The following is a 26,568-nucleotide window of genomic DNA, read 5'->3' on the forward strand; positions in this document are numbered from 1 at the left end:
TATTACAAGTATAGAATCACACTCTTTTTTTAGCTCATCTATTCCAGTTTGTGCGAGAGATGCTCTTTTTTTACCTTCAAATTTAAAAGGAGTTGATAAAATTGTAGCTTCAACTCATAGTGTGGATGAAGTAAAAAGTGCTTTAAATTTAGGAGCTAGTTCAATTTGTCTAAGTCATATTTATAAAACTGATTGTAAATTTAATCTTGTCCCAAAAGGGTTAAATTTAATTAATGATGTAAGAAAATTTTATAATGGTGAAATTTATGCACTTGGCGGGATAAATAGTTCAAATTTCAAGAATTGTTTAAACGCCGGAGCTAATAAAATTTGTATAATGAGCAAAGCCATGAAATGCAAAGATGAAAGTGAGTTTGTAAAAAGTTTTTGTTAAAAGCAGAACAAATTTATAAAATTTTTGCTAGAAGTAAGCCAAAAAGTGGCTTACTTTTAAAATTTACATTTTTTTAGCAGCAGTTTCTAGAACATATAAAACTTCTGATAAGTCTGTATAGGCAATTCTACTTTTTCCATCTGTTCCAGTGAAATTTGTAGTTAGTTCTATACCAAGCTTGTTTGATAAAAACTCATAAAGATCAGCTCTTTGGTTATTTGCACCATCTTTATTTGCATATTCTTTTAATGCATCTAAAACTTTTTGGATTTTATCCATTTGGTCTGTATTTATAGCCATCTTTTATCCTTTTAAAAAAATTATTAAATTATACTTATTTTTATATAAATAAACAAGATTTCTAAAATTTTTAACGCTTAAAATTTCAAACAAGAGCAGTTTTATCACACTTAAATTTAGATGGAAAAATAGATAATTTTTTTATATTGTTTTTGTGCTGCTATAATATCAAAAAAAGGATAAAAAATGATAGAAGTTAGGCGAATTTATGATGGACTAAACAAAGATAATTTTAATGTTTTTGTCGATAGACTCTATCCAAGAGGCGTGAAAAAAGAAAATTTCAACAATGTTTTATGGGCTAAGGATTTAACCCCAAGCAGCGAACTTAGAAAGGCTTATCACAATAAAGAGATCAGCTTTAAAGAATTTAGTGATTCTTACTTTAAAGAGCTTAATGGAAACAGAGATCTTAGCTTTTTAAAAGGCAAAGATATAGTTTTATTAACTGCTGTAAAGGATATAGATAAAAGCCACATACCAACGCTTTTAAAATATTTAAATGAAAATTTGTAAGATTTAAAGCTTGTAAATTTATAAACGAAATTACCAACTACTTACTTATAGATACAACAAAAACTAACTATTGTAAAGTTTTTATTTTTAGTCATTTTACATTTTAAAATTTATAACAAAACAGCTATAAAAACTCTCATTTTTTACCTTTTTGGTTAGAATTTATAATGTAATTACTATAAATGTTGTTTAGGCGTAAAACAAACTATCAAATTTATAAAATTTGATAGTTTAAATTTAGTTTTTAATCGGCCTTGTATCTAAGGTATGTTGGCTCATCAAGATTATCATATATATCTTTTAAGTCTATATCGCTTCCACTAACTCTTTGGTTAATCTGTCTTCTTGAAACAACTTTAGTTTCATCTAAAGAGTCTTTTTGGCTATCATCTTCTTTTTTTTCGGATGTTTCTTCAAAACCTGTTGCAATTAGTGTAACTTCAACTCTGTTGTTTTCTATAGATGCATCAGTTGTAGTTCCAAAGATAATGTCTGCATTATCGTGGGCTGCTTCTTCTACTAGGCTAACTGCTTCACTTATTTCAAGTAAAGAGCAATCAGGATGAATTTTAAAATGTATTAAAACACCCATTGCACCGTTTATACTCATATCATCTAAAAGTGGAGATTGAATGGCATCTTGAATAGCTTCTTTTGGAGCATCTTCTCCTTCGCTTGCACCAACGCCCATTAAAGCTAGACCTCTATGAGACATTATTTTTTTAACATCTGCAAAGTCAAGGTTTATGTCACTATCGCCTGAATCAAGTATGATAGATGACATTCCGCCAACTGCTCTTGCTAGCACATCATCAACCATTTTAAAGCTTTCTTTAATTCCTGCTTTTTTATCTATTAGGCTAAGAAGTTTTTGATTTGGTATTACAAGTATAGAATCACACTCTTTTTTTAGCTCATCTATTCCAGTTTGTGCGAGAGATGCTCTTTTTTTACCTTCAAATTTAAAAGGAGTTGTTACAACACCTATTGTTAAAGCCTTATTTTCTTTAGCGGCTCTTGCAACTACTGGAGAAGCACCTGTGCCTGTTCCTCCACCAAGTCCTGAGGCAACAAAAACTATATCTGAGTACTCAAGCGCATCTTTTAAAATATCAAAGCTTTCTTCAGCTGAGTCTTTTCCAACTGTTGGATCCATACCAGCACCAAGAGTTTTAGCAGTTTTTTCACCAAGCAAAATTTTTGTTTTTGCAAGTGAATTTTCAAGAGCTTGTGAGTCAGTGTTAGCTACCAAAAGATCTATTCTATCATAACCCTCTCTAATCATATGATTTATCATATTTCCGCCGCCGCCACCGACACCTATAACTTTCATTTTTGCACCATAAACGCCTTTGTTTTCCTCTATTGTAAAACCGTTCATATCCCCATCCTTTAAAATATTTGTTTTAATCTATTAATAAATTTTTTAAAAGCACTTATATCATTAACATCTCTTAATGTTTGAGTTAGCTTCACCGAAGTTTCATTATCTTTTATTTCTGAGTCTTCATTTTTATATTCTTGTTGATTATTTTGCGAAATAGAATTTTCAAAATCTATTTTTTTATTATCAAGATACTTTAAATGTCCGTTTGAATCTATTTCGTATCTAGTAAAGTGTCCAGCTCCATATAAGCAAAGTCCTATAACGCAAGAATACTCACTATCATTGCAAATTTCATAAAGCCCACCAATTTCTTTTGGTTTTGCTAATCTTACTGGGATATTACCAAAAGCCATAGAAATTATATTTCTTATATCATTATCTATTTTTGCTAAACCTCCAGTTACAACAAGCCCAGCACCAAGTTTATTTAAATATCCACTGCTTTCAAGTTGTTTGTAAAGTAACAAAATTGTTTCTTCTATTCTTGCATAAACTACTTTTATAACTATATCCATGCTTGCGGTGTGTGTTGATGAGTTTTCACCCATAGTTGGAATTCTAAGCTCTTTAGTATCTTCTTCAAGTAGTTTTGAGTAGTTTGTTTTTAACTCCTCTGCATTTGCAAGTGGAGTATTTAGCGCTTTTGAAAGATCCATAGTTATATTTGATGAGCCAACTGGCAAGCTTTCATTATATATGATTGAATTTCCTAGATGAATTACTATATCACAAGTTGCACCGCCCATATCAATAAGTCCAACGCCAAGTTCTTTTTCTTCTTTTGTAAGTGTTGATATAGCCGAGGCATAACCAGAAAGAACCATATTATCTATCTCAAGTCCTGCAAGTTTTGTTGCTTTGATTAGATTTCTTACAGAGTTTTCATCAGCTGTTACAACATGAGTAAAAACTTCAAGTCTTGATCCGCACATTCCAATTGGATCTTCTATGTGATCTTGTCCATCAACTTTAAAACTATATGGCAAAACATGCAAAATAGCTCTATCTTTTCCAACTACTGCATTATCTTGAGCTAATTGCATTGCTCTTTTGATTTCACCTATTGTTATTTCACCTGATAAAACACTAACTATACCTTGGGATTTCACGCTGTGAGTATATGCTCCAGCAATTGAAACTATTATTTTATCAGGATTTTTACCAGCGCTTCTTATAGCTTCTTTTGTTGCATTTTTTATAGAAGAAGCAGCTTTTTCAATATTTGTAATAACGCCTTTTTTAAGCCCTGAAGTTGGGTTTTTTCCAACGCCGCATATACTAACTCCACTTTCGTCTACCTTAGCTACAACAGCGGTTGTATTTATGGATCCGACATCTAAGCCTAATATATAATAATTATTATCATTTAATGAACTATTCAACGCTTTTACCTTTATAGAATTGTTCTATTTTATATCTTTTTTCTAGCAAATTAAGTAAATCTTGATTTAATTCAGTATTTTTTAAATTCGATATATTTTCTTTTATACTCTCTTTATACTCTGCTATTTTTTCAGGATTTTCAAGTTTTTGATCTGTGATTTCATAACATACTACTTTATTATTAAGAGCTATATAGCCCTTTGTCTTTCCAACTGTGTTAAAAAGTTCATTTATAAAATAGCTTGTTTCATCTTCTGTTAGACCATCAACTGTTATGTTGCTATCTCTTGAAATGTAACCAAGATCTTTTACTTTATCATTTGTATCAAAACTATTTAAACTTTCTTTTGCTAAATTTTCAAGTTCTATTTTTGCTTTTTCATCTTTATAGTCATTTTTAGCGTATTCATAGGCTTGTTCAAAATCCATAGTTTTTGGAGGATTTATTTGTGCTATTTTTACTACTAAATAACCATCTTTGTATTCAAAAGGTTTTAAAAACTCATTTACATTTTTACCAATTATCTCATTAACTGGAAAGTCTAAATCATCTTCTTTTATATTTAGTTTTTCATTTGTTTTTAAATCGCCATTTTTTAAAGCAATATAGGCTTTATTTGCATCTTTTTTAGTTATATCAAGTTTATAATTTTTTAAAACATCTTCTTTTGCTTCTTCAAAAGTTTTTAATGTATCATCACTGTTTAGATATAAATTCTTATTATCTTCCCAGTATTTTTTGATTTTGTCTTCATCAATATCTTGATCTAATTTTACCAAATAACTTTCTAACTCATAGTTTGTTTTTGTTTTATAATTGTCTTTTTGTTTTTCCCAAAATGCTTTTATCTCTTCATCTGTTGCATTAACATCATCAAAATTTAAAGTTTTTATATCTATCTTAACTCTATCTTGCATAAAATATGCACTTGCTAAAGCTTGTATTTCTTCTTTTGAAACACTTAAATTTAAAGCGTGACCAAGTTTATCTAGAATAACACTTTTTCTAAGATCACTTTCAAAATCTTTTGGTTTTACACCAATTCTTGCAAGGGCGTTTTTATAAATTTCTTCATCAAATGTTCCTGCTATTTGAAACTCAGGCATAGAGACCAAATACTTAGCAACATCTTCATTATTTGCACCAATGCCTAAATCGTTTGCAAAATTTAGTTTTAATGTATCTTGTATTATTTGTGATAAAGCAACCATATCAAGATTCATCTTATCAGCTTGCTCACTAGTCATAGTTCCGCCTGAAAGTGAGTTTAAATAGTTATAAATATTATTATATTTTTGTTGAAATTCTCTTATTGTTATAGAAGTATTTCCCACTTTTGCCACAGAAGATGAGCTATCTGCTTTAAAACTATACGCACCCCATCCAACAAAACCTGCTCCAACAAAAGCAATAGTGCTTATCCAAATAGTTGGAATTAGTGCTTTTCTATTTTTTTGCATCCAATTTAACATCAATCTCCCTTTACTAACTAACAAAATTTTGTATATTTTACTAAAAATAAGCTTATATAAGCTTAAAATGGAGCTTTTATTTTTAAAATTTTTACACTTTTTTACTAACATTTTGTTAGTTAGTGCAAAAAATTTATAAAATTTGAAATTTAAGTATATATTTTTTCATAAGATAGTATTTTACAACTATTGTCTAAAAGTGCAATTTCTTTTGCTAAATTTGTCATAGTTCTATTATATGCTACAACACCATATCCTCTAATTACTAAAAAATTTGTCTTATTTGTAATCATTGTTTTATAGATTTCATAAGGCGCTCTTTCGTACCAATCATCCAAATTTTTAGGATCATAAATTTTAATTTTTTCAAATTTTTTATAACCAAAGAAATCTTTTGGAATTATATAATCATGATTTAGTGAGTAACTAACTGTGTGTGGCGGCATCGCAAAAGCTATAAATTTTGCTTCAAAAATATTTTTATAAATATTTAAATGAATATCGCTATCTATGCTTGCATCATTCCATCTATAATCTTTTTTATCATATAAAATAACAAAATCATCTTCCAAAAGTCCATCAAAAATTGCATCTTTTTTGTTTATCATAAATTTATTTGAGGCTATTTTTGCAGAAAGCGAGCCATGAAATATACCAAAAAAATTCTTTCTAAACATTGATAAAGAAAGCTTTTGAAATAGCAAAGTAGTTTGATTTATGTCCAAAATTTAGCCTTTTTAAATAAAATTGTGTTATTATACACGAAATTTTTAAAGTTAAGGATATATGTGATACATACTCCTGTTTTATTAAACGAGGTATTAAAAGTATTTGAGGGTATAAAAAATGGCACTATAATCGACTGCACACTTGGATACGGGGGGCATTCAAGTGCTATATTAAGACAAAATAAAAATATAAAATTAATAGGTTTCGATAGAGATTTAGAAGCGATTAATTACTCAAAAAAATATCTTGATGAGTTTAAAGATAGAGTTTGTATAAAACATTCAAATTTTTCAAATTCGCTTAGCGATATTAATACAGATGATATTAGAGGAATTTTAGCAGATATTGGTGTTTCGTCTTTACAACTTGATAAAAATAGTAGAGGATTTTCATTAAATAGTAATAATCTTGATATGAGAATGAACCAAAATGATAAAAAAGATGCAAAATTTGTTATAAATACATATAGCCTAGGCGAGCTTGAAAGAATTTTAAAAGAATATGGCGAACTTAAAAACGCTAAGTTTATAGCTGGTAAAATAGTAAATTATAGAGAAAAAAAAGAAATTTCAAGTATAAAAGAACTGGCAAATTTAGTTGGGTTAAAACCTGTTAGGAAAAATGGTATTTTAGAGATAATTTTAGTTTTACAAGCCTTAAGAATAGAGGTAAATGATGAGCTTTTAGAGCTTGAAAATTTACTAAATTCAATTGAAAATGCAAATTTAAAAGATACTTTGGTTGCTATAATTTCATTTCATTCTCTTGAAGATAGAATTATAAAAAATAAATTTAAAAAATGGGAAAAAGAGTGCATTTGTCCAGATTTTTTTATAAAATGCGAATGTGGTGGAAATCACGCTCTAGGTAAGATAGTAACAAAAAAACCAATCACTCCAAGTAAGGGTGAGATACTTAATAACTCACGAAGTAAATGTGCAAAATTAAGGATATTTAAAATAAAATGAATGAAAACATAAATTTTCAAAATATTAATCTAAAAAATACAAATTTGCAAAGTCAAAACATCGATAACAAAAATATCGATGAAAAAGGCAAAGGACTTAGCTTTTTTGATCTTGTTGTGGCTTTTTTAATTTTGGCTTTGGCAGTTGCTATTTTTGTACCTATTATTTATATTAGAAACGAAATTTATTATATTAGTAGAGATATTGAAGAGCTTCGTGTAAAGCATTCTGTACTGGTTGAGGAAAATAAGGATTTAGAAAATAAAATCGAATCTTTAAAATTTAAATATGAAATAATTGATCCATTAAGTGTGGAATTTGAAAATGAGTAATCAAATGCTTTTATTGATAGTTTTTGCCGTAATTTTATTAATTATTTTAGTAGTTAGTTTTTTTATATTAAGCCAAATTTTAAAAAAAGAGATTTTAAATACGCAAAAATTTATCTATGAGCAAAATCAAAACAGTGTTTCTTTAATAAACGATGTAAATGATAGTTTAAAAGATAATTTCTATCTTTTTAATAAGAGCTTAAATGATAGTGTTACTAACTCAAACATAACAACAACTAACACACTAACAGGCGGTATAGATAGCCTAGATAAGCGTTTTAAACATATTTTAGATAAAATTAACGAGCTTGAAAGTGCTAACAATTCAGCAGTTCTTTTAAAAAATGAAGTAATGAAATTAAACTCAATTTTTAGTAATCACAAGCTTAGAGGAAATTTTGGTGAGTTTGAGTTATATAAAATTTTAAAGTTAAGCTATGGTGATAATAGTAAATTTTATAAAACCCAATACAAACTTAAAAATGATAAAATTGTAGATGCGGCTTTGTTTTTAAAAAGTGATCTTATCTTAGGAATTGATTCGAAATTTCCACTATCTAGTTATCAAAAAATTTGCAATGGACTGGATAATAATGAAAATATTTTGGAGTATCAAAAAGAGTTTGTTAGAAATTTAAAAAAACATATTGATGATATTTCAAGTAAATATATTATTTCAGGTCAAACTGTAAAATATGCCATTATGTTTTTACCTAGTGAGGCAATATTTAACTATATTTGTTCAAATTGTAGCGAGCTTTTTGAGTATATGGTGCAAAAATCAGTATTTTTAGCAAGTCCTACAAATTTACTTGTGATTTTAAACTATGCAAGTGTTTTTATAAAAGATGAGAATATAAATAAAAATATCTCTTCTATAAAAAATGAAATTTTCGAGCTTTCAAAAATTTTTGAAGAGTTTAGAAAGCAAGGTGAGAGTGTTTTAAACAGCTCTAACAAACTAAATAAAAATGTAGAAATTTTTTATAAAAACTCAAATTTAATTTATACAAAATTTAAAAATATTGAAAAATTTTAACTATTGTTTGTGACAAGTTTGTCTAAAACATACTGCTCCAAATCTCTTTTTGGAATTTCTTTTTTAATAGCTTCATCATAAATTTCTTGAGCTTTGGTTGAGTATTTTTCATAAGGAAAATATGGAAAATGTATTTGCCAAGCATCTTTAATAAGCTTGTGAGTAAGTTTTTTTCTAGCATAAGCTTTAAATATATCAAAACCTATAAAAATACAAGAAGTTATTAAAATTGTTATTAAAAGCGAAAAATGGATATTTAGCTTTTCAAAAAATTTATGTCCAACTCCAATAAGTGGCATTAAAACTACAATACACAAAATTCCAAAAATTATGTATGATTTTCCATATTTAAATCTAAAATTTAACTTCGAAGGATCTACTAACATTCCGTCATTGTAAGCTGAGTTTGCCTCCAGTAAATCCCTAAATAAAACAGGTTTTTTTGATACAAAAAACATACCATAAAGAATTTTATCTATAAAACAGTTAGTTTTCATTTTTCTACCTTAAATAATTTTTGCTCCTATTTTACCAAAAATTTCTCAAAACTTTGTTATAAATATTATTTTTTAACTTTTATAAATTTATATTTTGATAAAATAAAAATCTCAAATTTATAAAAGGATTTTAAAATGGCTTCTAAACTTGGTGAAATTGTCTATGTAAATGGTAAATATATGGATAAAAAAGATGCAAAAATAAGTATTTTTGATAGAGGATTTATTTTTGGTGATGGAATTTATGAAGTAGTTCCGATAATTAATTCAAATTTGGCAAATAAAGATGATTTTTGGGAGAGATTTACAAGAAGTTTGAATGAAATTGAGATAAAACTTAATTTTAATAAAGAGCAAGTTTTAGAAATAATTTATAATCTTATTAAAAAAAATAATATTATTGAAGGGGCTGTTTATTTAGAAATCACAAGAGGCGTGGCACCAAGAAATTTCATATTTTTAGAGGATTTAGAGCCAACATTTGTATCATTTGTTTATGAATGTGAAATACTAAATAACCCTTTAGCAAAAAGTGGTATAAAAATAATTTCAACTGATGATTTAAGATGGAAAAGAAGAGATATAAAAAGCGTTTCACTGCTTGCTCAGTGCATTGCAAAAACAAAAGCTTATAAATTAGGAGCTAATGAGTGTGTTATGATAGAAAACGGACACATTACTGAAGGTGGAAGTTCGTCGTTTTTTATAGTAAAAGATGATGTTTTGATAACAAAACCACTTTCAAATGAAATTCTTCCTGGAATTAGACGAAAAACTATACTAAAAATCGCTTCAAAACTTAACCTAAAAGTCGAGGAGAGAAATATAACTTTAGATGAGGCTTACAAGGCTGATGAAGTTTTTATGAGTGCTGCAACTTGGGTTTTACTTCCTGTTATTCAAATAGATGATAAGCCAATAAATGGCGGCAAAATAGGCAAATGGACCAAAATTTTAAGAGATGAATATGTAGAAGTAATCAAAAAAGAGGTCGGTCTTATTTAGTTTTTAAAACTTTTGTAAAATTTATTCTTTGTGGAGGGTAGAGTTTTATCTAAACCTCGCAAAGACTTCATGCAAAATTTAAAGATGTAAAATAATAAATTTAAGCTCACAATCATTAAAAATTAAGATTTAAATCAAGCTTAAATTTATTTATTATCTAACTTTTGAACTTCATCAATTATACTAAGATCAATATTTTCAGAATTGCTAATTATATTTTTTAACTCATCAAAATAAAATATATTTTTTCCATCTTCATATCTATGGCAAAATTTTAAATTATGTGATTTAATAATATTATCAACTATATAAAGCCCAAGCCCAAAGCTTTGTTTAGCGTTACTTCCTTTTGAAAATGGTTCTATATAAAAGCTTAAATCTTGTTCTAAGTTTTCTCCCTTTGTATGAAATTCTAAAGAATTTTCTTTTATATAAATTTCTATAAATTTATCAGTTGAATACTTTATCCCATTATCAATAATGTTTTTTATAGCTATGTTAAAAAGCTTAAAATTTACTTTAAGCTCTAACTCTTTATCACCATAAATTTTAATATTTTTTCTATCAACCATTGCTAAATTTATAGCTTCATCTATAAGTTCGCTTATAAGATAGACATCAACTATATTTAGCTTTTTCCCAGAAGTTGCCTCTTCAACTGCTGCAAATTCATTTATAAGTTCTTCGAGTTTTTCAAAAACGGAAATAAGCCTTTTTTGATACTTATCTTCTGGTATCATCTCAACTGTAATTCTACCTTTTGTAATTGGAGTTTTTAACTCATGCATTATATTTCTTAAAAAAAGCTGTCTTGATTCATTTAGTTTTTTTATCTGCATTACAGCAGTATAGAACGCATCAGCGACTTCGCTTATCTCATCATTTCCAGTTTTTGCATTTTCTATATTTAAATCCCCATTTGCAAATTTGTCAATCTGCCTTTTTATCTTTCTCAAAGGTTTTATTTTTCTTATGATGAAAATATATGTTATTAAAAGAATTGTAAAAACAAATAAAAATATAACTTTTATGATATGATAACGATATGGTTGATAGTCCGCATCTTGAAGCAAAATCTCTTCATCATCGTGTTTTATTTTTAAAAAATGGTGTCTGTTATATAAAATTATAGCCGAAGTTCCAAGCTTGACACTTACTTCTTGCAAAATAGTTCCATTTTGTTCAATAGCGGCTATATTTTTATCATCTGATATTTTTACCATATTGTAGTTTTTCATTTGATTTTCATACTCATCTTGGCTAACTAGTTTAGCAAACCTATAAAGTGCCGTGTCAGAAACTGTTGAGTATTTGTTATTAAGCTCTTTTGTGTAGTTTTCTTTATCGTAATTAATAAGCCATAAAAAAGCTAAAAAAATACTTGTTGTTGATAGTATAAATATAAAGGTTATACTATAAAATATAGATGAATGTTTCATAAATTTTCTTTTTATTATTGTATCAACTTATAGCCAACGCCCCTTATTGCGTGAATATATTTTGGATTTTTAGAATTTTCTCCAAGCTTTGCTCTAATTCTTCCAATTATTACATCTATGCTTTTATTTGTTGAGTCTTCACTTATCGCATCGCAGTTATAAATCAACTCTTCTCTTTTTATGGCTCCACCTTCTTTTTGTATAAGATATGCTAGTATGTCATACTCAGCAACTGTTAGTTTTAGTGGTTTTCCTTTTAAAGTTATGGTGTGTTCAAACTCATTTACAACAAGATCTTTTGTGGAGTTTTGTTTTTGTTCATTTTGACTAAGCAAACCCTCGCTTCTTCTTATAACACTTTTTAGTCTTGCAAGAAGCTCTTTTGGGTTATATGGTTTTGGTAGGTAATCATCTGCACCAAAATCAAACGCATTTATTTTATCAGTTAAATCATGTCTTGCACTTGAGACAATTATTGGAACATTGTTTGATTTTCTTATTTCTTTACAGACTTCGAGTCCATCAAGTCCAGGCAGTGTAAGATCTAATATAACAGCATCAAAATTATCTAAATTTAACTTTGAAAGACCAATATATGGATCATCAGCCACTACAACTTCCATTTTAAATTTTTCTAAATACTCTGTTAAAATTTCAGCTAGTTCAACATCATCTTCAATCATTAAAATTTTCATACAATGCCCTTTAAATTTTTAAGACATTATAACTAAAAGTGTTTATTTTTATGCTTAAATTTTGTGATTAATAGCCAGTGTGAAAAAGTTTAAATTTAAAGTTGATTGACTTAGACTAAACTTTATGATACAATAAGACTTAAATTTTTAAAGTAAAAATATTAAACTTGATTTATAATAGTTTCATTAGAATTATTAAATGATAGTTAAAAGGAGATTGGAAGTATGAGTGATAGCCTATATGAAACTTTAGGTGTTAGTAAAGATGCTAGTAATGAAGATATAAAAAAAGCATATAGAAAACTAGCAAGAAAATACCATCCAGACATTAACAAAGACCCAGAAGCTGAGAATAAATTTAAAGAGATAAATGCAGCTTATGAAATTTTAAGCGATGATGAAAAAAGAAGACAATATGATGCCAGAGGTGATAGTATGTTTGGCAATCAAAATTTTAGTGATTTTGCAAGAAATGCCGAAAATTTTGGTGATTTAAATGACATACTTAGAAATATTTTTGGCGGAGGCTTTAAAAATGCAGATTTTAGCGGTAGCTTCGGTGGTGGTTTTGGAGGATTTGGTGAAAATTTAGACATAAATGCAAGACTTAATTTGGATTTTGATTTTGCTATAAATGGTGGCGAAAAAACAATCAATATAAATAATCAAAGTATTAAAATAAGAGTCCCAGCAGGTGTAAAAGATGGGGAAAAACTTCGTATAAGAAACAAAGGAAAAGTCTCAAGCGATGGAAGAAGTGTAGGGGATATAATTTTACACTTAAGCGTTACTCCAAGCAGTGAGTATGAAATAAAAGATGATGATTTATACAAAGAAATTGAAATTCCTTTAAAAACTGCTTTATTTGGTGGTAAAGTTGAAGTAAGCACTCCAAAAAAAGAAGTCAGTATAAAAATCGGTAAAAATACAAAAAATGGACAAAAAATAAGACTTAAAGGATATGGTATTCAAAACAGAAATACAAAAATCTATGGAGATTTATACCTAAAAGTAAATGTTTTGCTTCCAGATATTGAAAATCTTGATAAAGAAGCTGTAAAAATACTTGAAGAAAAACTATAAGATAAATTTATAAAAATATTTTAGAAAGGAATCTATTATGCAAAGCTATGATGAGCCAGTTTATATGATAAGTGTAGTTGCTAAAATTTTAGATATTCATCCTCAGACACTAAGACAGTATGAAAGAGAAGGATTGATCGAACCAGATAGAACAAAAGGTAAGATGAGACTTTATTCTCAAAATGATGTTGATAGAATTAAGATGATTTTAAGATTAACTAGAGATTTGGGTTTAAATTTGGCAGGAGTTGATGTTGTTTTTAGGCTAAAAGAACAAATTGATGAATATGAAGAAATGATAGAGGATCTAAAAAAAGAGATTGATAAATTTTCAAATACAGGAACAAAAAGATATTTAGAAAAAAGACGAACTGGATTTGACTTAATTTTTGTAGATGATAAAAAAAGAAATTAAATTTATAAATTTATAACAAATTTTAAATTTTGACTTAAAACAAAGCTTTTTTATGGTAGTATTACAAACTTATAAATTTAAATCAATTTAATATTTTAAAAAGGTTTGGTTTTGAACGAGAAATTTAGTAGAATAGGTTTTATCCTAGTTGTTGCAGGAAGTGCAGTTGGTCTTGGAAATGCGTGGAAATTTCCTACTTTAGTAGGGCAAAATGGTGGATCTGCTTTTATACTTTTATATATAATTTTAACTTTATGTGTTGGATCAACTATATTTTTAGCTGAGTTAAGTATTGGAAAGCTTAGTGAAAAAGATCCAGTAAATGCCTATAAAACTCTTGCTCCAAAACATAAAAAAGCTTGGTCACTTGTTGGCTATACTATGATTGGTGCGATTTTAATAATATCTTTTTATAGTATTATAATTGGTTGGATTGTAAAATACTTCTTTATGGGTTTTGGTTCTTTGCCAACTGATATAAATAGCTCAAAAGATGCTTTTGAAAGCTTACTTTTAAAAGATTTTTTAAGTCAAATTTTATGCTTTAGTTTTGTCTTTTTTATAACATTTTTTGTGGTATCAAAAGGGATTAAAAATGGTATTGAAAAGCTTAATATCTGGATGATGCCAACACTTTTTATACTTTTATTTTTAATGCTAATTTATTCTATGAGTATGGATGGATTTTATGAAGCGGTTAAATTTTTATTTGTGCCAAATTTTGAAGCTTTAAATACAAATAGCGTTTTATATGCTTTAGGACTTGCTTTTTTTAGTATGTCAATTGGAGCAGGATCAATTATAACTTACTCAGCAAGTATAAATGACAATACAAATTTCTTAAAAAGCACATTTTCTATAATTTTTATAAATATTTTAATTGGTTTAATGATGGGACTTATAGTATTTACTTTTATTTTTGAATATGGTGGTGACCCGTCACAGCAAGGTCCTGGACTTATTTTTATCTCGCTTACTTCGCTTTTTGCAAATATGGGAGTTTTAGGAAATATTTTAGCAATAACTTTTTTTATAGCTTTATTTTTTGCAGGATTAACAAGTGCAGTTTCTATGGTAGAACCATCTGCGTTTCACCTTATAAATGAGTATAAATTTAGCCGTAAAAAGGCACTTATTTTAATAGGAATTGTAGTTTATCTTTTAGGAACTATTTGTATTTTATCCTCACTTAGTTTAACGAGTGATTATTTTACATTTTTTGATAAAAGCTTTTTTGATTTGCTTGATTATTTAGCTTCAAATATCATTATGCCTCTTGGTGGATTTTTTGCTGCTATTTTTGTCGGATTTATCTTAAAAAAAGAGACTTTAGAAATATTTTTTAGCCACTGTATGAGCAAAAAAGTTTTTGAAATTTGGTATTTTTTCGTTAGATTTATAGCTCCAGTAGCTGTTGTAGTTATAATGATAAATTCACTTTTAAAAGCTTAGAAAAAGGTAATATAATGAATGAAAAATTTAGCAAAATTGGTTTTATTTTAGCAGTTGCAGGAAGTGCAGTTGGTCTTGGAAATGCGTGGAAATTTCCTACTTTAGTAGGGCAAAATGGCGGATCAGCATTTATAGTTTTATATTTACTACTAACATTTTTAGTTAGTTTTGTTATATTTTTAGGTGAAATTGCAATTGGAAAAATAAGCGAAAAAGATGCCGTTGGTGCGTTTGAAAGTTTAGCTCCAAAAAATAAAAATTTATGGAAATTTGCAGGGTTTTGTATAATCGGTGCAATTTTAATTTTTTCATTTTACAGCGTTATAATGGGTTGGATTTTAAAATATGTAGTTACAAGTATCTATTTTTTACCAAATTCTATGAAAGAAAGCGAGGAAATCTTTAACTCGCTTTTGACAAAAGATTTAGGTACTAGTATATTTTACTTTACAATTGCTGTTTTAATGAGTTTTTATGTCGTTTCTAAAGGTGTAAAAAGTGGTATTGAAAGGTTAAATATTTGGATGATGCCAGCACTTTTTATATTTTTGATAATAATGCTAATTTATTCTATGAATATGAATGGCTTTTTAGACTCAGCCAAATTTATGCTTATGCCTGATTTTACAAAGCTTAATAAAGACTCTATCTTATCAGCCTTAGGTTTAGCATTTTTTACCTTATCTCTTGGTGTTGGAACTATAATAACTTATGCAGCTAGTCTTCCTAATAAAACAAATTTACTAACAAGCTCATTATCAATTGTTTTTATAAATATTTTAATTGGCATTATGATGGGCTTAATTGTCTTTACCTTTATATTTGAATACGGTGGAAATCCAGCTCAAGAAGGTCCTGGTCTTGTATTTATATCTTTAATTACTCTTTTTTCAAAGCTCGGCTTTATTGGGAATTTATTTGCTGCTATGTTTTTTATCTCGCTTTTATTTGCTGCTTTAACAAGTGCTGTTTCTATGATAGAACCATCAGCTTTATTTCTTATAAATAACTATAAATTTAGTCGCAAAAAAGCTTTAAAATTCATCTTTGTGTTTGTTTATATCATGGGAATACTTTGCATTTTATCTTATCAAAGCGTAACTTCTAATAGTTTAACATTTTTTGGCAAGTCATTTTTTGATTGTTTAGATTATTTAACTTCAAATTTAATGATGCCAATAACCGGCATAATCGTAGCTATTTTTGTTGGATTTGTTATGAAAAAACAAAGCCTTTATGCTTTGTTTGGACTTTATATGGGAAGAAAATTATTTTTAATTTGGTATTTTCTCTTAAGATTTATTGCTCCAGTTGCTGTTGTTATAATCATGGTAAATCAACTATTTTTTAGCTAAAAAGAGATTTTTATGAGAGAAGAATTTAGTAAAATCGGTTTTATTTTGTCAGTTGTTGGTGGTGCCGTTGGGCTTGGCAATGCTTGGAAATTCCCAACTTTAGTTGGTATGAATGGCGGATTTGCCTTTGTGCTTTTATATTTGCTAATTACCATAACTATTGGATTTGCCATATTTTTAGCCGAAATTTATATGGGTAAATCAAGTAAAAAAGATCCAGTAAATGCCTATAAAACATTAGCTCCAAACAATAAAGAAAAATGGAAATTTGCAGGTTTTACTATGGTAAGTGGAATTTTAGTTTTATCTTTTTATTTGGTAATTTTGGGCTGGGTTATAAGATATATTTTTATTTCACTTTTTGCTTTGCCAAAAGATATCGATAGTGCAAGAGCCATGTTTGAGGGATTTGTTGGAAGTGATCTTTTAGGAAGTATATTTTTCTTTTTCATAGCTTTTATCTTAACTATTTTAGTTGTTTCAAAAGGAGTAAAAAGTGGCATTGAAAAATTAAATGTCTATGCTATGCCAACGCTTTTTATTTTGCTAGTTTTGATGCTTTTATATTCGGTTAGTTTTGATGGTTTCAAAGAAGCATTTAAGTTTTTATTTTATGCTGATTTTTCAAAGCTAAGTGTTGATTCGCTTTTAACAGCTTTGGGTCTTTCATTTTTCACACTTTGTCTAGGAGTTGGGTGTATATTAACGTATGCAGCATCCTTAGGTGATAATGTAAATCCAGTAACAAGTTCATTTTACATAGTTTTAATAAACATTGCAATTGGATTAATGATGGGACTTATAGTTTTTACCTTTGTTTTTGAATACAGTGGTGACCCAACCCAACAAGGTGTTGGCCTTGTATTTTTCTCACTTATTACGCTTTTTGCAAAGCTTGGGATAGTTGGAAATATTTTATCTTTTTTGTTTTTTTTAAGCCTATTTTTTGCAGGTATTACTTCGGCGATTTCTATGATAGAACCATTTACTTTTTATCTTATAAATGAGTATAAATTTAGCCGTAAAAAAGCACTTTGTTATCTAGGTTGTTTTGTTTTTATCTTAGGTTCACTTTGTATAATGTCGCTGAATTTAAATTTTAGCCAAGCATTAAATTTTGGCGGAAAAAGCTTTTTTGATATTTTAGATTTTGCAAGTTCAAATGTTGGACTTCCTGTTGGAGCTATTTTAAGTGCTATTTTTGTTGGATTTGTCATACCAAAAGAAAAAGTAAAAGGATTTTTTATGCCTTTTATGAAAAAAGAAATTATTTTTGAAATTTGGTATTTTATGCTTAAATTTGTAGCTCCAATTGCTATTTTAATCATCGCAATTAACCAAATACTTTCTTAGCACATTTACCTGTAAGAATTTCATATTTTTATAGGTAAATATAAAAATTGACAAATAATTTTATATAATATTTTTTTAAAAGTTAAGAATAATCGAAAATATTTTATACATGTTGTAAGATAATAACTAAATCATATTTTAGTGGTGACCCTTACGAGAATTGAACTCGTGTTGCCGGCGTGAGAGGCCGATGTCCTAACCGCTAGACGAAAGGGCCATAAATTATTAAAAGCAACGATTCGCTCAAAAGTTGGTGTCCCATGCGGGGTTCGAACCTGCGGCCCTCTGATTAAGAGTCAGATGCTCTACCAACTGAGCTAATGAGACTTTCAAAGCTAGTATTCTATAACCTTTTTGTTTAAATTTTGCTTAAATTTTATTATTTTTTTAAATATATAAAATTATGCTATTATTTGAAATATTTGAAATTTATTACGATAAATAACTAGTTATTTTTTAAAAATATATTTAATTATTTACTACAAAAATATTTTAAATAATTATTGATTTTTATATATTAAAAATATTGACTTCTTATATACTTTGTAATATAATTTCGAAGCATTTTTAATAAGAAAAGGAACAACTATGCAAAAAGATACTATTGCGACCCACTTTGGATATGACTCAAAACTAGGCTACGGAACTATGGCAGTTCCAATTTATTTTAACACAGCTTATGATTTTGGAAGTGCCAAAATGGCAGCTGATAGATTTGCATTAAAGGATATTGGACCTATCTATACGAGGCTTACAAACCCAACAACCGAAGTTTTTGAAAAAAGAATTTGTGCATTAGAAGAGGGAAGTGATGCTATCGCTACTTCAAGTGGACAAGCTGCGACTTTTATGTCAATTGCAAATTTAGCTGCAAATGGCGATAATGTAATACTTTCAGAAAAAGTTTATGGCGGAAGTACAACTTTAATTGCTTATAGTCTTAAAAGATTTGGCATAAAAACTAAGATTTTTGATCCTGAAAATCCTGAAAATTTGGAAAATTTGATAGATGATAATACAAAAGCAATATTTTTTGAAACTTTGTCAAACCCTCAAATTTCTGTTGCAAAAGTTGATGAGATAGTAAAAATCGCAAACAAATTTAAAGTTGCAACAATTGCTGATAATACAGTTGCAACGCCTACACTTTACAACCCTTTAAAAGATGGAGTTAGTGTTGTAATCCATAGTGCGAGTAAATATATAAGCGGCCAAGGTTTGAGCTTGGGCGGAGTTGTAATAGCCAATAAAAATTTAAATAAATTTTTAAAAGACAATCCAAGATATAAACATTTTAATGAACCTGATGAGAGTTATCATGGGCTTGTTTATGCTGATTTAGTTGATAGTTTTGATATATTTACTTTAAGAGCTAGATTTGGTTTGATGAGAGATTTTGGTTTTACTCTATCGCCGTTTAATGCTTTTCAACTTATTCAAGGGCTTGAAACACTAGATTTAAGAGTTGCAAAACACTCACAAAGTGCTTTAAAAGTAGCTCAGTTTTTGGAAAATCACCCTTTAGTAAAAAGTGTAAATTATCCAGGACTTAGCAGCTCAAACTTAAATAGCATTATAAAATCAAAATTTAAAGACGGTATGGCTAGCGGACTTTTGGCTTTTGAGGTTGAAAGTTACGAAAAAGCAAGGCAAATTTCAGATAAAGTTAAGCTTTTCTCAGTTGTTGTAAATATCGGAGATAGCAAATCAATCATAACTCATCCAGCTTCTACAACACACTCTCAACTAAGCAAAGATGAGCTTGAAAAAGCTGGTATAAAAGATGGGCTTATTAGGCTTAGTATAGGTCTTGAAAATGCAGATGATTTAATAGATGATTTAAAGAAGGGATTAGAATAAAATGCCAATTTTGACAACAAAAGGAGTTTATGGACTTATGGCTATTGCTCAAATAGCTAATGCTAGTAAATTTGAACCAATTTCTATAAAAGACATATCTGATAAAACAGGAGTTTCAAAAGGATATTTAGAGCAAATTTTAAATGATTTAAGAAATTCAAAGATAATTTCTAGTAAAAAAGGTAAAAACGGCGGATATTTTTTAAGAAAATCAGCCCAAAAGATAAGTTTTTACGATATTTTTTACGCATTAGAAAAAGATTTTAAGATGACAAATTTAGATGTTAAGGATAAAACACTACAACAATTTTTTAAAAATGGTGATGAAAAACTTAAAGAGGTATTTAGCTCACCCATAAGCAATATCATAAAAACAACAGAAAATAGTTTAGATTCTACTATTTAAAAAAGGATAGATATGAAAGTAGCTTCCAGTGTTATAGATTTGATTGGAAATACTCCACTTGTAAGAATTAATAGTTTTTCAAAAAATGCTGAAATTTTAGCAAAAGCGGAGTTTTTAAACCCAAGCCATAGCATAAAAGACAGAATTGCTTTTTCTATGATAGATGATGCTATAAAAAAAGGCAAAATTGATAAAAGCACTACTATTATCGAGCCAACTAGTGGAAATACTGGTGTTGGGCTTGCTATGGTATGTGCTTATTATGGGCTTAAACTTATTTTAACTATGCCAAGTTCTATGAGCATAGAAAGGCAAAAACTTTTAAAAATATATGGAGCTAAGCTTGTTTTGACAGATCCTTCTCTTGGTATGAAAGGAGCTGTTGAAGAGAGTAAAAATATAGCTAGTAAAACTACAAATTCATTTATCCCAAGCCAGTTTGACAATCCAGCAAATCCAAAAATCCACGAACTTACTACCGCAATGGAAATTTTAAAAGATACTGATGGAAAAGTTGATATTTTTGTAGCTGGTTTTGGAACAGGTGGAACTGTAAGTGGCGTAGGAAAAGCTTTAAAAAATTATAATCCTAATATTAAAGTTGTAGCCGTTGAGCCACTCTCATCGCCACTTCTTACAAAAAAAGAGGTAGGAAGTCACAAAATTCAAGGAATTGGTGCGAATTTTGTGCCTAAAAACTTAGATAAAAGCGTAATTGATGAGTTTTTAGATATTAGTGATGAGGATGCTTTTAACACAGCTAATGATTTAGCTACAAAAGAGGGTTTGTTAGTTGGAATTTCAAGCGGAGCAAATGTTTTTGCTGCAAATTTGTTAGCTAAAAGAGATGAAAATAAAGACAAAACAATCGTTACTATCTTATGTGATACAGGAGAGAGATATCTCTCAGTGTTTTCTTAAAATTTTATATTAACAAACCCATATTTTAATGATAAATTATGGGTTTAAGTTTTTTATTTATTTTTTTAAATCTTTTGTCTACATTAGACTCTTTAACTCCATCTTTATTGTCACAGCATTCTTTATTATTATCACAGCATTCTTTTTGCAAGTCTTGATTTGTTATTAATGCTTTGTAATTTTTCCTATTTTTTCCACCTTTTATCCCTTTAAAAAATAGCATTATTTTATCTTTTAATGAGTTAAAGTTTGTTTTTTTGATTTCATACATAAGATTTTCTTTTTTATCATCAAAAAACTCTTTATAGTTTAAAAATAAATTTAAATGCTTAATTTCTTTTTCTATAACTTCAGCCATTTCTTCATATTTTTTAAGCGATTTTTCTATCTCTTTTAGTGCATCTTTGCTTAGGCTTTCATTATTGTTTTCAAGCTGTTCGAGATATTCAAGCATATATATTTTTTGATTTTGTTTTAAAAAAGCATCAATTGAAGTGTTGTCATCTTTTATAGTTTCTATAAATAAAATAGGACCTTTTATATAAGAAATTTCATCACTTAATTCATCAAATGATTTAAAATTATATTTTAAAAACTCCCCATCTTTTATGCTGTATTTATAGTAGATATCATCTTTACCATCTTGTTTAATCAAAGCAAAAAGTTCTAAAACCTCATCTTTTAATTTTTCTATTTGACTTAAAGCAGACTTAGCAGAGCCTATAAAAATAGTTAATTCTCTCATAAAAACTCCTTTATTTTGAATTTATATATGATTATACACTTTTTTAACAAATAATCAACACAACTTCAAATGTCATTTTTACATTAATTTTACAGAAAAATTATATTATCTTAATGATATTAAGTATTTTTTAAAAAAAGGAATGTCATGAGCAAATTTGAAAGTGATTTTAGAAGGCGAGACTTTTTAAAAACAAGTTTTGCTGTTGGGACTTTGGCATCTTTAAAGCTAAATGCTGGCATAACAGATATTGTTGGTGGAGCTAGCAAAAAAGTAGGAAGCATTTGTGAAATGTGCTCATCAAGATGTCAAATCGAGGTTAGAGTTAGAGATGGAAAGTGTGATTTTATAAGTGGAAATCCAAAATTCCCAGCCAATAAAACCTCCGTTTGTGCAAGAGGCGGAGCAGGAATTAATCAGCTTTATGATAAAGAAAGATTAGTAAAACCTTTAATAAGAGATGGAGAAAGAGGAAGCGGAAAATTTAGAGAAGCAACTTGGGAAGAGGCGTATGAATATTGTGTTAAAAAGCTAAATGAGCTAAAAGAAAAATATGGTGCTAAGTCGGTTGTTTTTACATCAAAAAGTGGAACTTCTCACACAGAAATGGCAAATTTTGCCTGTAGTTATGGAAGTCCAAATATTTTTTCTCATTGGTCCTGTTGTCCAATAACCGAAAAAATAGCTGTTCCTCATACTTATGGTTTTACTCCAAAGATTGATTATAAAAATGCAAAATATATAGTCAATTTTGGTCATAACTTATTTGAAGGCATTGTTATTTCAAATACAAAAGCACTTGCAAAAAATGCAGCTAGAGAAGATACAAAACTTTTAGTTTTGGAACCAAGATTTAGCGTGGTTGCAGCAAAAGCAGATGAATGGCTTCCAGTAAGACCAGGAACAGATTTAGCTTTTGTTATGAGTTTAATTCATATTTGGCTAAGAGATGGAAAATATGATAAAGAATTTGTTGAAAAATATACAGTGGGACTTGAAAATTTAAAAGAGGCTGTAAAAGATGCAACCCCGCAGTGGCAAGAAAACCTAACTGGTATTAAAGCTTCAAGCGTAGAGAGAATTGCAAATGAAATTTGGGCTGCGGCTCCAGCAGTTGTAATTGATTGGGGGCATAAAACAACAACTACAAGGGCTGAGTATCAAAGAACAAGAGCAATTGCAATAGCAAATGCCTTGATGGGAAATTTTGAAAAAAAAGGCGGTATTGGATTTGCTAAAAAAGCAAATACTTATAACGAACTTTGTGGAAGTGAAATTTATCCAACTTTGGCAAATTTAAATAAAAATTTTAAAGTTCCAAAAGATCCAAGGATTGATAGTGCTGGAGAAGAGGGTAGGTACTTTTTTATCCCAAGAAAACATGGAATTTTAATGGAGATAGCACCTGCGATATTAAGTGAAAAACCTTATCCTGTAAAAGGTTGGGTAAATACGAGATTTAATCATTTAATGAATGTCGCTGGTGAAGAAAAAACTATTGAAGCGATAAAAAAACTTGATTTTATACTTTCAGTCGATATTTATATGAATGATTTTAGTTATTTTGCTGATGTTATTTTGCCTGAAAGTACATATCTAGAAAGAGATGAGAATATTCAAGATAAAAGTGGCACAGGAGTTGCTTATGCACTTAGAAATAAAGCAATTGAACCAATTGGCGATACAAAAAATGGCTTTGAAATTTTTAGAGAACTTGCAAGACGTATGAATATTGACCAAAACTATGAGTGGGAGGATATTGATGAGCTTAGAATGAAACAAGTAAAGGGAAATCATAAGCTTCTAGCAGATTTGATAAAAGATGGTTATGTTAAATTTGATGCACCAAGACTTTATTATATGGATAAAAAATCAGTTAGTCAATTTGTTAGTAAATATCCAGAAGCTGCTAAATTTGTTGATGAAGATGGGTTTATGAGCACTAAGATGAAGTTTAAAACTCCAAGTGGAAAAATAGAGCTATTTTGTGAGGAAGTTGAAAAGATGCTTCCTGGTGAAGGCTGTTTAAATATAAATAATATGGATACTTATGATGGATTTGAACTTTGCTTAACTAGCGGAAAAACTCCAATTCATACAAATGCACATACGCAAAACATAAAAGTATTAAACGATATGATGAGCCAATCACCTATTTGGATACATCCAAAGGCAGCCAAAAAAAGAGGACTAAAAACAGGAGATAGAGTTTTAGTAAAAAGCAAATTTGCAAGTGCTTATGCAAACGTTATAGTGACAGAGGGTATTAGAGAAGATACATTATTTGTATATCATGGATTTGGACATATTAGTGGGGGGCTTAAAAGAACTTTTGGTGATGGACTAAATCAAAGTAAGTTATTAAACCCTGCTTCTGGCGCGGTTTGTGGGACAATGGTAACAAATGTTGGTGTTGAAATAAGTAAGGCTTAAAGGATAAAATATGAAAAAATATGCAATGATTCATGATGAAAATTTATGTATTGGATGTCAGGCATGTTCAGTTGCTTGCAGAAATGAAAATGAAGTCTCAGATGGTGTTTATAGGCTTCAAGTTCATGCAAAATTAAAGGGTGAGTTTCCATATTTAAAGATGGATTTTATAAGACATAGTTGTGTTATGTGTGATAATAGTCCTTGTGTTGATGTTTGTCCAACAGGAGCTAGTTTTAAATTAGATAATGGTATAACTATGGTAGATAAAAGAACCTGTATAGGTTGTAAATATTGTATTTTAGCCTGTCCTTACGATGCAAGGTTTATAGATCCTATCACAAAAGCAGTTGATAAGTGCACTTTTTGTTTTGAAACAAGAGTTAGTGGAGGTTTAGATCCAGCTTGTGTTAGTGTCTGTCCAACAGATGCATTAATATTTGGTGATATCAATGATCCACAAAGTCCAGTTAGAAAAATAGCTTCTAAAAATGCTATAAAAATACCTAAAGCTTATCACGGAACAAAACCAAATTTGGGCTTCATAGAGAATAAAAAAGGAGGTCGTTATGAATAATATGTGGGGAAGTATGACTCAATATAGTGAAATTCATTGGGGCTGGTACATTGCGATATATTTAGTTTTAGCAGGGCTTAGTGCGGGAGCTATAATTATATCACTTCTTGTTAAGTGGAACTGGCATAGTGATAATACAAACTCTATTTGGGATGCAATGGTAAAAGCTGGTGCATTAGTTGCCCCTATTGCCATAACTATTGGACTTTTACTATTAATAGCTGAGCTTAGTAAGCCGCTTAGTTTTTATTGGATTTTAATTAAGTATAATTTAACCTCTGTTATGAGTATAGGTGTAATTTGCCTACTAATATTTGCACCGCTTAGCTATTTATTTGCAGTAATTATTTTTGAGAATGAGATAGAAAAGTCTAAATTTTTAGCTTTTTTAAGACCAATTACAAAACTAATAAGAGTTTTTTCTAATTTAGCAAAATATGTAGAGTATCTAATTTTTATTTTAGCACTTTGTGTTGGTCTTTATACCGGATTTTTACTTGGTGCTGCATATAAAATACCACTTTGGAATACTCCTGTTTTGCCTATTTTATTTTTATTATCAGGTTTTTCAAGTGGGATTGCAACAACAGTTTTAGTTGGTATTTTATTTTTTAAAGGAAATTTGAACAAAGATAGTATAAAATACCTTTTAAAAATCGATTTAAGAGCAGTTGTTTTTGAAATACCACTTTTAATCATCTTATTTTTAGGACTTTATTTTGAAGGTGGAAATAGTGCTGTTTCTGCGAAAGAAGCTTTAACTCACCAAACCTATGGAGTTTTGTTTTGGTTCGGGGTTGTGCTAATAGGACTTGTAACCCCAATTATTATAGCTTCAACTGCACTTAAAAATCACGCTTATAGACCAGTTTTTATTGTGCTTGATTCATTTGCCATAATAACAGGTGTTGTTTGCTTAAGATATTTCTTTGTTTATGCAGGGCAGGCTTGTTTAGGAGTTTAAAATATTTAAAAAGGAACTTTTTTGAAGATACTTTTATTAGAGGATGATTATAGTTATAGAAAAACAATAGCTGAGTATTTAGAAAGTCTTGGCTATGAAGTTGATGAGGCAAGTAATGGCTTAGAGGCTTGCGATAAGATAAAAGATAACTTTTATCATCTTTTGATACTTGACATTAAAGTTCCTGAAATTTCAGGTCATGAAGTGATGAAATATGCAAAAAGTCTAAATTTAAATACTCCTATTATGATAATGACATCTTTAATAGATATTGATGATATGGAGATAGGGTATTCTTTAGGGTGTAATGAGTATCTTAAAAAGCCATTTGATATCGCTGAGCTTAAATTTAGAGTAAATGAACTTATGAGAAAATATTATTTAAAAGATGATAAAAATATCATAAAAATAGATGATGAGTTTTTTTACAACTCATCATCAAAAAATATAAAATTTGGTGAAGAAATCATAAATTTAAGCCAAAAAGAAAATGAAATTTTAGATTATCTGCTTTTAAAAAAAGATAGTTTTGTAAGTATCGATGAGATGATAAGTGAGCTTTCAAACAGTTATGAAAGTGTGGATATTAGAATGCATATTATGAAAATTCGTCAAAAAACAAGTAAAAATTTCATCCTTTCAAAAAGAGGTCTTGGATATAAAATAAATGTTAAAAACGATTAAAATACCATTAATCGCCACTTTTATAGTTGCTTTTATGTTTATTTTACAAGGCTTGCAAATTATAAATTTAGCTAAAATGGAGCTTGAAAGAGATAATTTTTTTGATTTATTTATAAAAAGCAACGAATTAAAAAACAATATTAGCTCCATAAATTATAAATCA

At 28.6% G+C, this 26,568-nt stretch carries 27 protein-coding genes and 2 tRNA genes; 18 read left to right on the forward strand and 11 right to left on the reverse strand.

Annotation, left to right across the window (positions count from 1 at the left end):
- Positions 1-394, forward strand: a 394-nt coding sequence (locus HMPREF9309_RS04985) for a thiamine phosphate synthase (protein ID WP_196799665.1), incomplete at its 5' end; no start/stop codon positions are given.
- 63 nt (positions 395-457) lie between these two features.
- Here the strand turns inward: HMPREF9309_RS04985 and HMPREF9309_RS04990 are convergent.
- Positions 458-694 carry a hypothetical protein gene (locus tag HMPREF9309_RS04990; RefSeq protein WP_016646833.1) on the reverse strand — a complete coding sequence of 79 codons (237 nt, stop codon included), beginning with the start codon at positions 692-694 and terminating at the stop codon, positions 458-460.
- 186 nt (positions 695-880) lie between these two features.
- Here HMPREF9309_RS04990 and HMPREF9309_RS04995 point away from each other — a divergent pair, with 186 nt between their 5' ends.
- The gene (locus tag HMPREF9309_RS04995; protein WP_016646834.1) at positions 881-1,210 is read left to right on the forward strand and encodes a DUF488 domain-containing protein; all 330 of its coding nucleotides are present in this window, start codon (positions 881-883) and stop codon (positions 1,208-1,210) included.
- A 244-nt stretch (positions 1,211-1,454) separates the two neighbouring features.
- On the opposite strand, the gene ftsZ is transcribed toward HMPREF9309_RS04995, so the two are convergent.
- From ftsZ to HMPREF9309_RS05015, 4 genes are all read right to left on the reverse strand, one after another.
- Entirely contained in the window at positions 1,455-2,591 is a 1,137-nt protein-coding gene (gene ftsZ, locus HMPREF9309_RS05000; protein WP_016646835.1) for a cell division protein FtsZ, read from the reverse strand.
- Positions 2,592-2,602: 11 nt separating this feature from the next.
- The gene (ftsA, locus tag HMPREF9309_RS05005) at positions 2,603-3,979 is read right to left on the reverse strand and encodes a cell division protein FtsA (RefSeq protein WP_016646836.1); all 1,377 of its coding nucleotides are present in this window, start codon (positions 3,977-3,979) and stop codon (positions 2,603-2,605) included.
- A complete protein-coding gene (locus tag HMPREF9309_RS05010) occupies positions 3,972-5,453 on the reverse strand; it encodes a peptidylprolyl isomerase (RefSeq protein ID WP_016646837.1) in 1,482 nt (493 codons plus the stop codon). The genes ftsA and HMPREF9309_RS05010 overlap by 8 nt, the downstream gene beginning before the upstream one ends.
- Positions 5,454-5,602: 149 nt before the next feature.
- On the reverse strand, positions 5,603-6,178 hold the full coding sequence (locus HMPREF9309_RS05015) for a class II aldolase and adducin N-terminal domain-containing protein (RefSeq protein ID WP_016646838.1): 576 nt from the start codon (positions 6,176-6,178) through the stop codon (positions 5,603-5,605).
- Positions 6,179-6,241: 63 nt separating this feature from the next.
- On the opposite strand from HMPREF9309_RS05015, the gene rsmH reads away from it, so the two are divergent.
- Genes rsmH through rmuC form a run of 3 tightly spaced genes read left to right on the forward strand, consistent with a single transcriptional unit; the run spans position 6,242 to position 8,521 of the window.
- Positions 6,242-7,150 carry a 16S rRNA (cytosine(1402)-N(4))-methyltransferase RsmH gene (gene rsmH, locus HMPREF9309_RS05020; RefSeq protein WP_016646839.1) on the forward strand — a complete coding sequence of 303 codons (909 nt, stop codon included), beginning with the start codon at positions 6,242-6,244 and terminating at the stop codon, positions 7,148-7,150.
- Positions 7,147-7,482 (forward strand): hypothetical protein, encoded by a 336-nt coding sequence (locus HMPREF9309_RS05025; protein WP_016646840.1) that lies wholly within the window; start codon positions 7,147-7,149, stop codon positions 7,480-7,482. The genes rsmH and HMPREF9309_RS05025 overlap by 4 nt, the downstream gene beginning before the upstream one ends.
- Positions 7,475-8,521: a DNA recombination protein RmuC gene (gene rmuC, locus HMPREF9309_RS05030; RefSeq protein WP_016646841.1), complete on the forward strand. Its 1,047-nt coding sequence runs from the start codon at positions 7,475-7,477 to the stop codon at positions 8,519-8,521. Before HMPREF9309_RS05025 ends, rmuC begins: the two co-directional genes overlap by 8 nt.
- On the opposite strand, the gene HMPREF9309_RS05035 is transcribed toward rmuC, so the two are convergent.
- The gene (locus HMPREF9309_RS05035; protein WP_016646842.1) at positions 8,518-9,018 is read right to left on the reverse strand and encodes a hypothetical protein; all 501 of its coding nucleotides are present in this window, start codon (positions 9,016-9,018) and stop codon (positions 8,518-8,520) included. The genes rmuC and HMPREF9309_RS05035 overlap by 4 nt on opposite strands.
- Before the next feature lie 135 nt (positions 9,019-9,153).
- Between HMPREF9309_RS05035 and HMPREF9309_RS05040 the strand changes: the two genes are divergently transcribed.
- Positions 9,154-10,023 (forward strand): D-amino-acid transaminase, encoded by an 870-nt coding sequence (locus HMPREF9309_RS05040; RefSeq protein WP_016646843.1) that lies wholly within the window; start codon positions 9,154-9,156, stop codon positions 10,021-10,023.
- 146 nt (positions 10,024-10,169) lie between these two features.
- Here the strand turns inward: HMPREF9309_RS05040 and HMPREF9309_RS05045 are convergent, their stop codons facing one another.
- Positions 10,170-11,462: an ArsS family sensor histidine kinase gene (locus HMPREF9309_RS05045; RefSeq protein ID WP_016646844.1), complete on the reverse strand. Its 1,293-nt coding sequence runs from the start codon at positions 11,460-11,462 to the stop codon at positions 10,170-10,172.
- 14 nt (positions 11,463-11,476) lie between these two features.
- Positions 11,477-12,157, reverse strand: a complete 681-nt coding sequence (locus HMPREF9309_RS05050) for a response regulator transcription factor (RefSeq protein WP_016646845.1) — start codon at positions 12,155-12,157, stop codon at positions 11,477-11,479.
- Positions 12,158-12,382: 225 nt separating this feature from the next.
- Here HMPREF9309_RS05050 and HMPREF9309_RS05055 point away from each other — a divergent pair, with 225 nt between their 5' ends.
- From HMPREF9309_RS05055 to HMPREF9309_RS05075, 5 genes are all read left to right on the forward strand, one after another.
- Positions 12,383-13,240 carry a DnaJ C-terminal domain-containing protein gene (locus tag HMPREF9309_RS05055; protein WP_016646846.1) on the forward strand — a complete coding sequence of 286 codons (858 nt, stop codon included), beginning with the start codon at positions 12,383-12,385 and terminating at the stop codon, positions 13,238-13,240.
- A gap of 34 nt (positions 13,241-13,274) precedes the next feature.
- The gene (locus tag HMPREF9309_RS05060; protein ID WP_024962519.1) at positions 13,275-13,655 is read left to right on the forward strand and encodes a heat shock protein transcriptional repressor HspR; all 381 of its coding nucleotides are present in this window, start codon (positions 13,275-13,277) and stop codon (positions 13,653-13,655) included.
- Between the two features lie 111 nt (positions 13,656-13,766).
- Complete coding sequence (locus HMPREF9309_RS05065; protein ID WP_016646848.1) at positions 13,767-15,107, forward strand: sodium-dependent transporter; 1,341 nt, start codon at positions 13,767-13,769, stop codon at positions 15,105-15,107.
- Between the two features lie 14 nt (positions 15,108-15,121).
- Entirely contained in the window at positions 15,122-16,462 is a 1,341-nt protein-coding gene (locus HMPREF9309_RS05070) for a sodium-dependent transporter (protein ID WP_016646849.1), read from the forward strand.
- A 12-nt stretch (positions 16,463-16,474) separates the two neighbouring features.
- On the forward strand, positions 16,475-17,815 hold the full coding sequence (locus HMPREF9309_RS05075) for a sodium-dependent transporter (protein ID WP_016646850.1): 1,341 nt from the start codon (positions 16,475-16,477) through the stop codon (positions 17,813-17,815).
- A 142-nt stretch (positions 17,816-17,957) separates the two neighbouring features.
- Here the strand turns inward: HMPREF9309_RS05075 and HMPREF9309_RS05080 are convergent.
- Positions 17,958-18,032 (reverse strand) — tRNA-Glu (locus tag HMPREF9309_RS05080).
- 34 nt (positions 18,033-18,066) lie between these two features.
- A tRNA-Lys gene (locus HMPREF9309_RS05085) sits at positions 18,067-18,142 on the reverse strand.
- A gap of 261 nt (positions 18,143-18,403) precedes the next feature.
- On the opposite strand from HMPREF9309_RS05085, the gene HMPREF9309_RS05090 reads away from it, so the two are divergent.
- From HMPREF9309_RS05090 to cysK, 3 genes are read left to right on the forward strand one after another with little or no spacing between them, the layout of a single operon-like run.
- Entirely contained in the window at positions 18,404-19,675 is a 1,272-nt protein-coding gene (locus tag HMPREF9309_RS05090) for an O-acetylhomoserine aminocarboxypropyltransferase/cysteine synthase family protein (RefSeq protein ID WP_016646851.1), read from the forward strand.
- Between the two features lies 1 nt (position 19,676).
- Complete coding sequence (locus HMPREF9309_RS05095) at positions 19,677-20,081, forward strand: RrF2 family transcriptional regulator (protein ID WP_016646852.1); 405 nt, start codon at positions 19,677-19,679, stop codon at positions 20,079-20,081.
- 12 nt (positions 20,082-20,093) lie between these two features.
- A complete protein-coding gene (gene cysK, locus HMPREF9309_RS05100; RefSeq protein WP_016646853.1) occupies positions 20,094-21,002 on the forward strand; it encodes a cysteine synthase A in 909 nt (302 codons plus the stop codon).
- A 25-nt stretch (positions 21,003-21,027) separates the two neighbouring features.
- On the opposite strand, the gene HMPREF9309_RS05105 is transcribed toward cysK, so the two are convergent.
- On the reverse strand, positions 21,028-21,747 hold the full coding sequence (locus HMPREF9309_RS05105; RefSeq protein WP_016646854.1) for a hypothetical protein: 720 nt from the start codon (positions 21,745-21,747) through the stop codon (positions 21,028-21,030).
- A 147-nt stretch (positions 21,748-21,894) separates the two neighbouring features.
- Between HMPREF9309_RS05105 and phsA the strand changes: the two genes are divergently transcribed.
- Genes phsA through HMPREF9309_RS05125 form a run of 4 tightly spaced genes read left to right on the forward strand, consistent with a single transcriptional unit; the run spans position 21,895 to position 26,405 of the window.
- Entirely contained in the window at positions 21,895-24,180 is a 2,286-nt protein-coding gene (gene phsA, locus HMPREF9309_RS05110) for a thiosulfate reductase PhsA (protein ID WP_016646855.1), read from the forward strand.
- 10 nt (positions 24,181-24,190) lie between these two features.
- Positions 24,191-24,757 carry a 4Fe-4S dicluster domain-containing protein gene (locus HMPREF9309_RS05115; protein WP_016646856.1) on the forward strand — a complete coding sequence of 189 codons (567 nt, stop codon included), beginning with the start codon at positions 24,191-24,193 and terminating at the stop codon, positions 24,755-24,757.
- Positions 24,750-25,721 (forward strand): NrfD/PsrC family molybdoenzyme membrane anchor subunit, encoded by a 972-nt coding sequence (nrfD, locus tag HMPREF9309_RS05120; RefSeq protein WP_016646857.1) that lies wholly within the window; start codon positions 24,750-24,752, stop codon positions 25,719-25,721. The genes HMPREF9309_RS05115 and nrfD overlap by 8 nt, the downstream gene beginning before the upstream one ends.
- 21 nt (positions 25,722-25,742) lie before the next feature.
- Positions 25,743-26,405, forward strand: coding sequence for a response regulator transcription factor (locus HMPREF9309_RS05125; protein ID WP_016646858.1), 663 nt, complete (start codon positions 25,743-25,745; stop codon positions 26,403-26,405).
- Positions 26,406-26,568 lie beyond the last annotated feature (163 nt).

Origin of the sequence: Campylobacter ureolyticus ACS-301-V-Sch3b (assembly GCF_000413435.1) — a bacterium.
Classification (GTDB): domain Bacteria; phylum Campylobacterota; class Campylobacteria; order Campylobacterales; family Campylobacteraceae; genus Campylobacter_B; species Campylobacter_B ureolyticus_A.

What these genes read in the sequence shown, in the direction of transcription:
- HMPREF9309_RS05070 (WP_016646849.1), top strand. Translation starts at nt 15,122, where the DNA reads ATGAATGAAAAATTTAGCAAAATTGGTTTTATTTTAGCAGTTGCAGGA.
- cysK (WP_016646853.1), top strand. Translation starts at nt 20,094, where the DNA reads ATGAAAGTAGCTTCCAGTGTTATAGATTTGATTGGAAATACTCCACTT.
- HMPREF9309_RS05105 (WP_016646854.1), bottom strand. Translation starts at nt 21,747, where the DNA reads ATGAGAGAATTAACTATTTTTATAGGCTCTGCTAAGTCTGCTTTAAGT.
- HMPREF9309_RS05095 (WP_016646852.1), top strand. Translation starts at nt 19,677, where the DNA reads ATGCCAATTTTGACAACAAAAGGAGTTTATGGACTTATGGCTATTGCT.
- HMPREF9309_RS05040 (WP_016646843.1), top strand. Translation starts at nt 9,154, where the DNA reads ATGGCTTCTAAACTTGGTGAAATTGTCTATGTAAATGGTAAATATATG.
- rmuC (WP_016646841.1), top strand. Translation starts at nt 7,475, where the DNA reads ATGAGTAATCAAATGCTTTTATTGATAGTTTTTGCCGTAATTTTATTA.
- HMPREF9309_RS05035 (WP_016646842.1), bottom strand. Translation starts at nt 9,018, where the DNA reads ATGAAAACTAACTGTTTTATAGATAAAATTCTTTATGGTATGTTTTTT.
- HMPREF9309_RS05115 (WP_016646856.1), top strand. Translation starts at nt 24,191, where the DNA reads ATGAAAAAATATGCAATGATTCATGATGAAAATTTATGTATTGGATGT.
- HMPREF9309_RS05075 (WP_016646850.1), top strand. Translation starts at nt 16,475, where the DNA reads ATGAGAGAAGAATTTAGTAAAATCGGTTTTATTTTGTCAGTTGTTGGT.
- phsA (WP_016646855.1), top strand. Translation starts at nt 21,895, where the DNA reads ATGAGCAAATTTGAAAGTGATTTTAGAAGGCGAGACTTTTTAAAAACA.
- HMPREF9309_RS04990 (WP_016646833.1), bottom strand. Translation starts at nt 694, where the DNA reads ATGGCTATAAATACAGACCAAATGGATAAAATCCAAAAAGTTTTAGAT.
- HMPREF9309_RS05025 (WP_016646840.1), top strand. Translation starts at nt 7,147, where the DNA reads ATGAATGAAAACATAAATTTTCAAAATATTAATCTAAAAAATACAAAT.
- ftsZ (WP_016646835.1), bottom strand. Translation starts at nt 2,591, where the DNA reads ATGAACGGTTTTACAATAGAGGAAAACAAAGGCGTTTATGGTGCAAAA.
- HMPREF9309_RS04995 (WP_016646834.1), top strand. Translation starts at nt 881, where the DNA reads ATGATAGAAGTTAGGCGAATTTATGATGGACTAAACAAAGATAATTTT.
- HMPREF9309_RS05045 (WP_016646844.1), bottom strand. Translation starts at nt 11,462, where the DNA reads ATGAAACATTCATCTATATTTTATAGTATAACCTTTATATTTATACTA.
- HMPREF9309_RS05055 (WP_016646846.1), top strand. Translation starts at nt 12,383, where the DNA reads ATGAGTGATAGCCTATATGAAACTTTAGGTGTTAGTAAAGATGCTAGT.
- HMPREF9309_RS05050 (WP_016646845.1), bottom strand. Translation starts at nt 12,157, where the DNA reads ATGAAAATTTTAATGATTGAAGATGATGTTGAACTAGCTGAAATTTTA.
- HMPREF9309_RS05010 (WP_016646837.1), bottom strand. Translation starts at nt 5,453, where the DNA reads ATGTTAAATTGGATGCAAAAAAATAGAAAAGCACTAATTCCAACTATT.
- nrfD (WP_016646857.1), top strand. Translation starts at nt 24,750, where the DNA reads ATGAATAATATGTGGGGAAGTATGACTCAATATAGTGAAATTCATTGG.
- HMPREF9309_RS05090 (WP_016646851.1), top strand. Translation starts at nt 18,404, where the DNA reads ATGCAAAAAGATACTATTGCGACCCACTTTGGATATGACTCAAAACTA.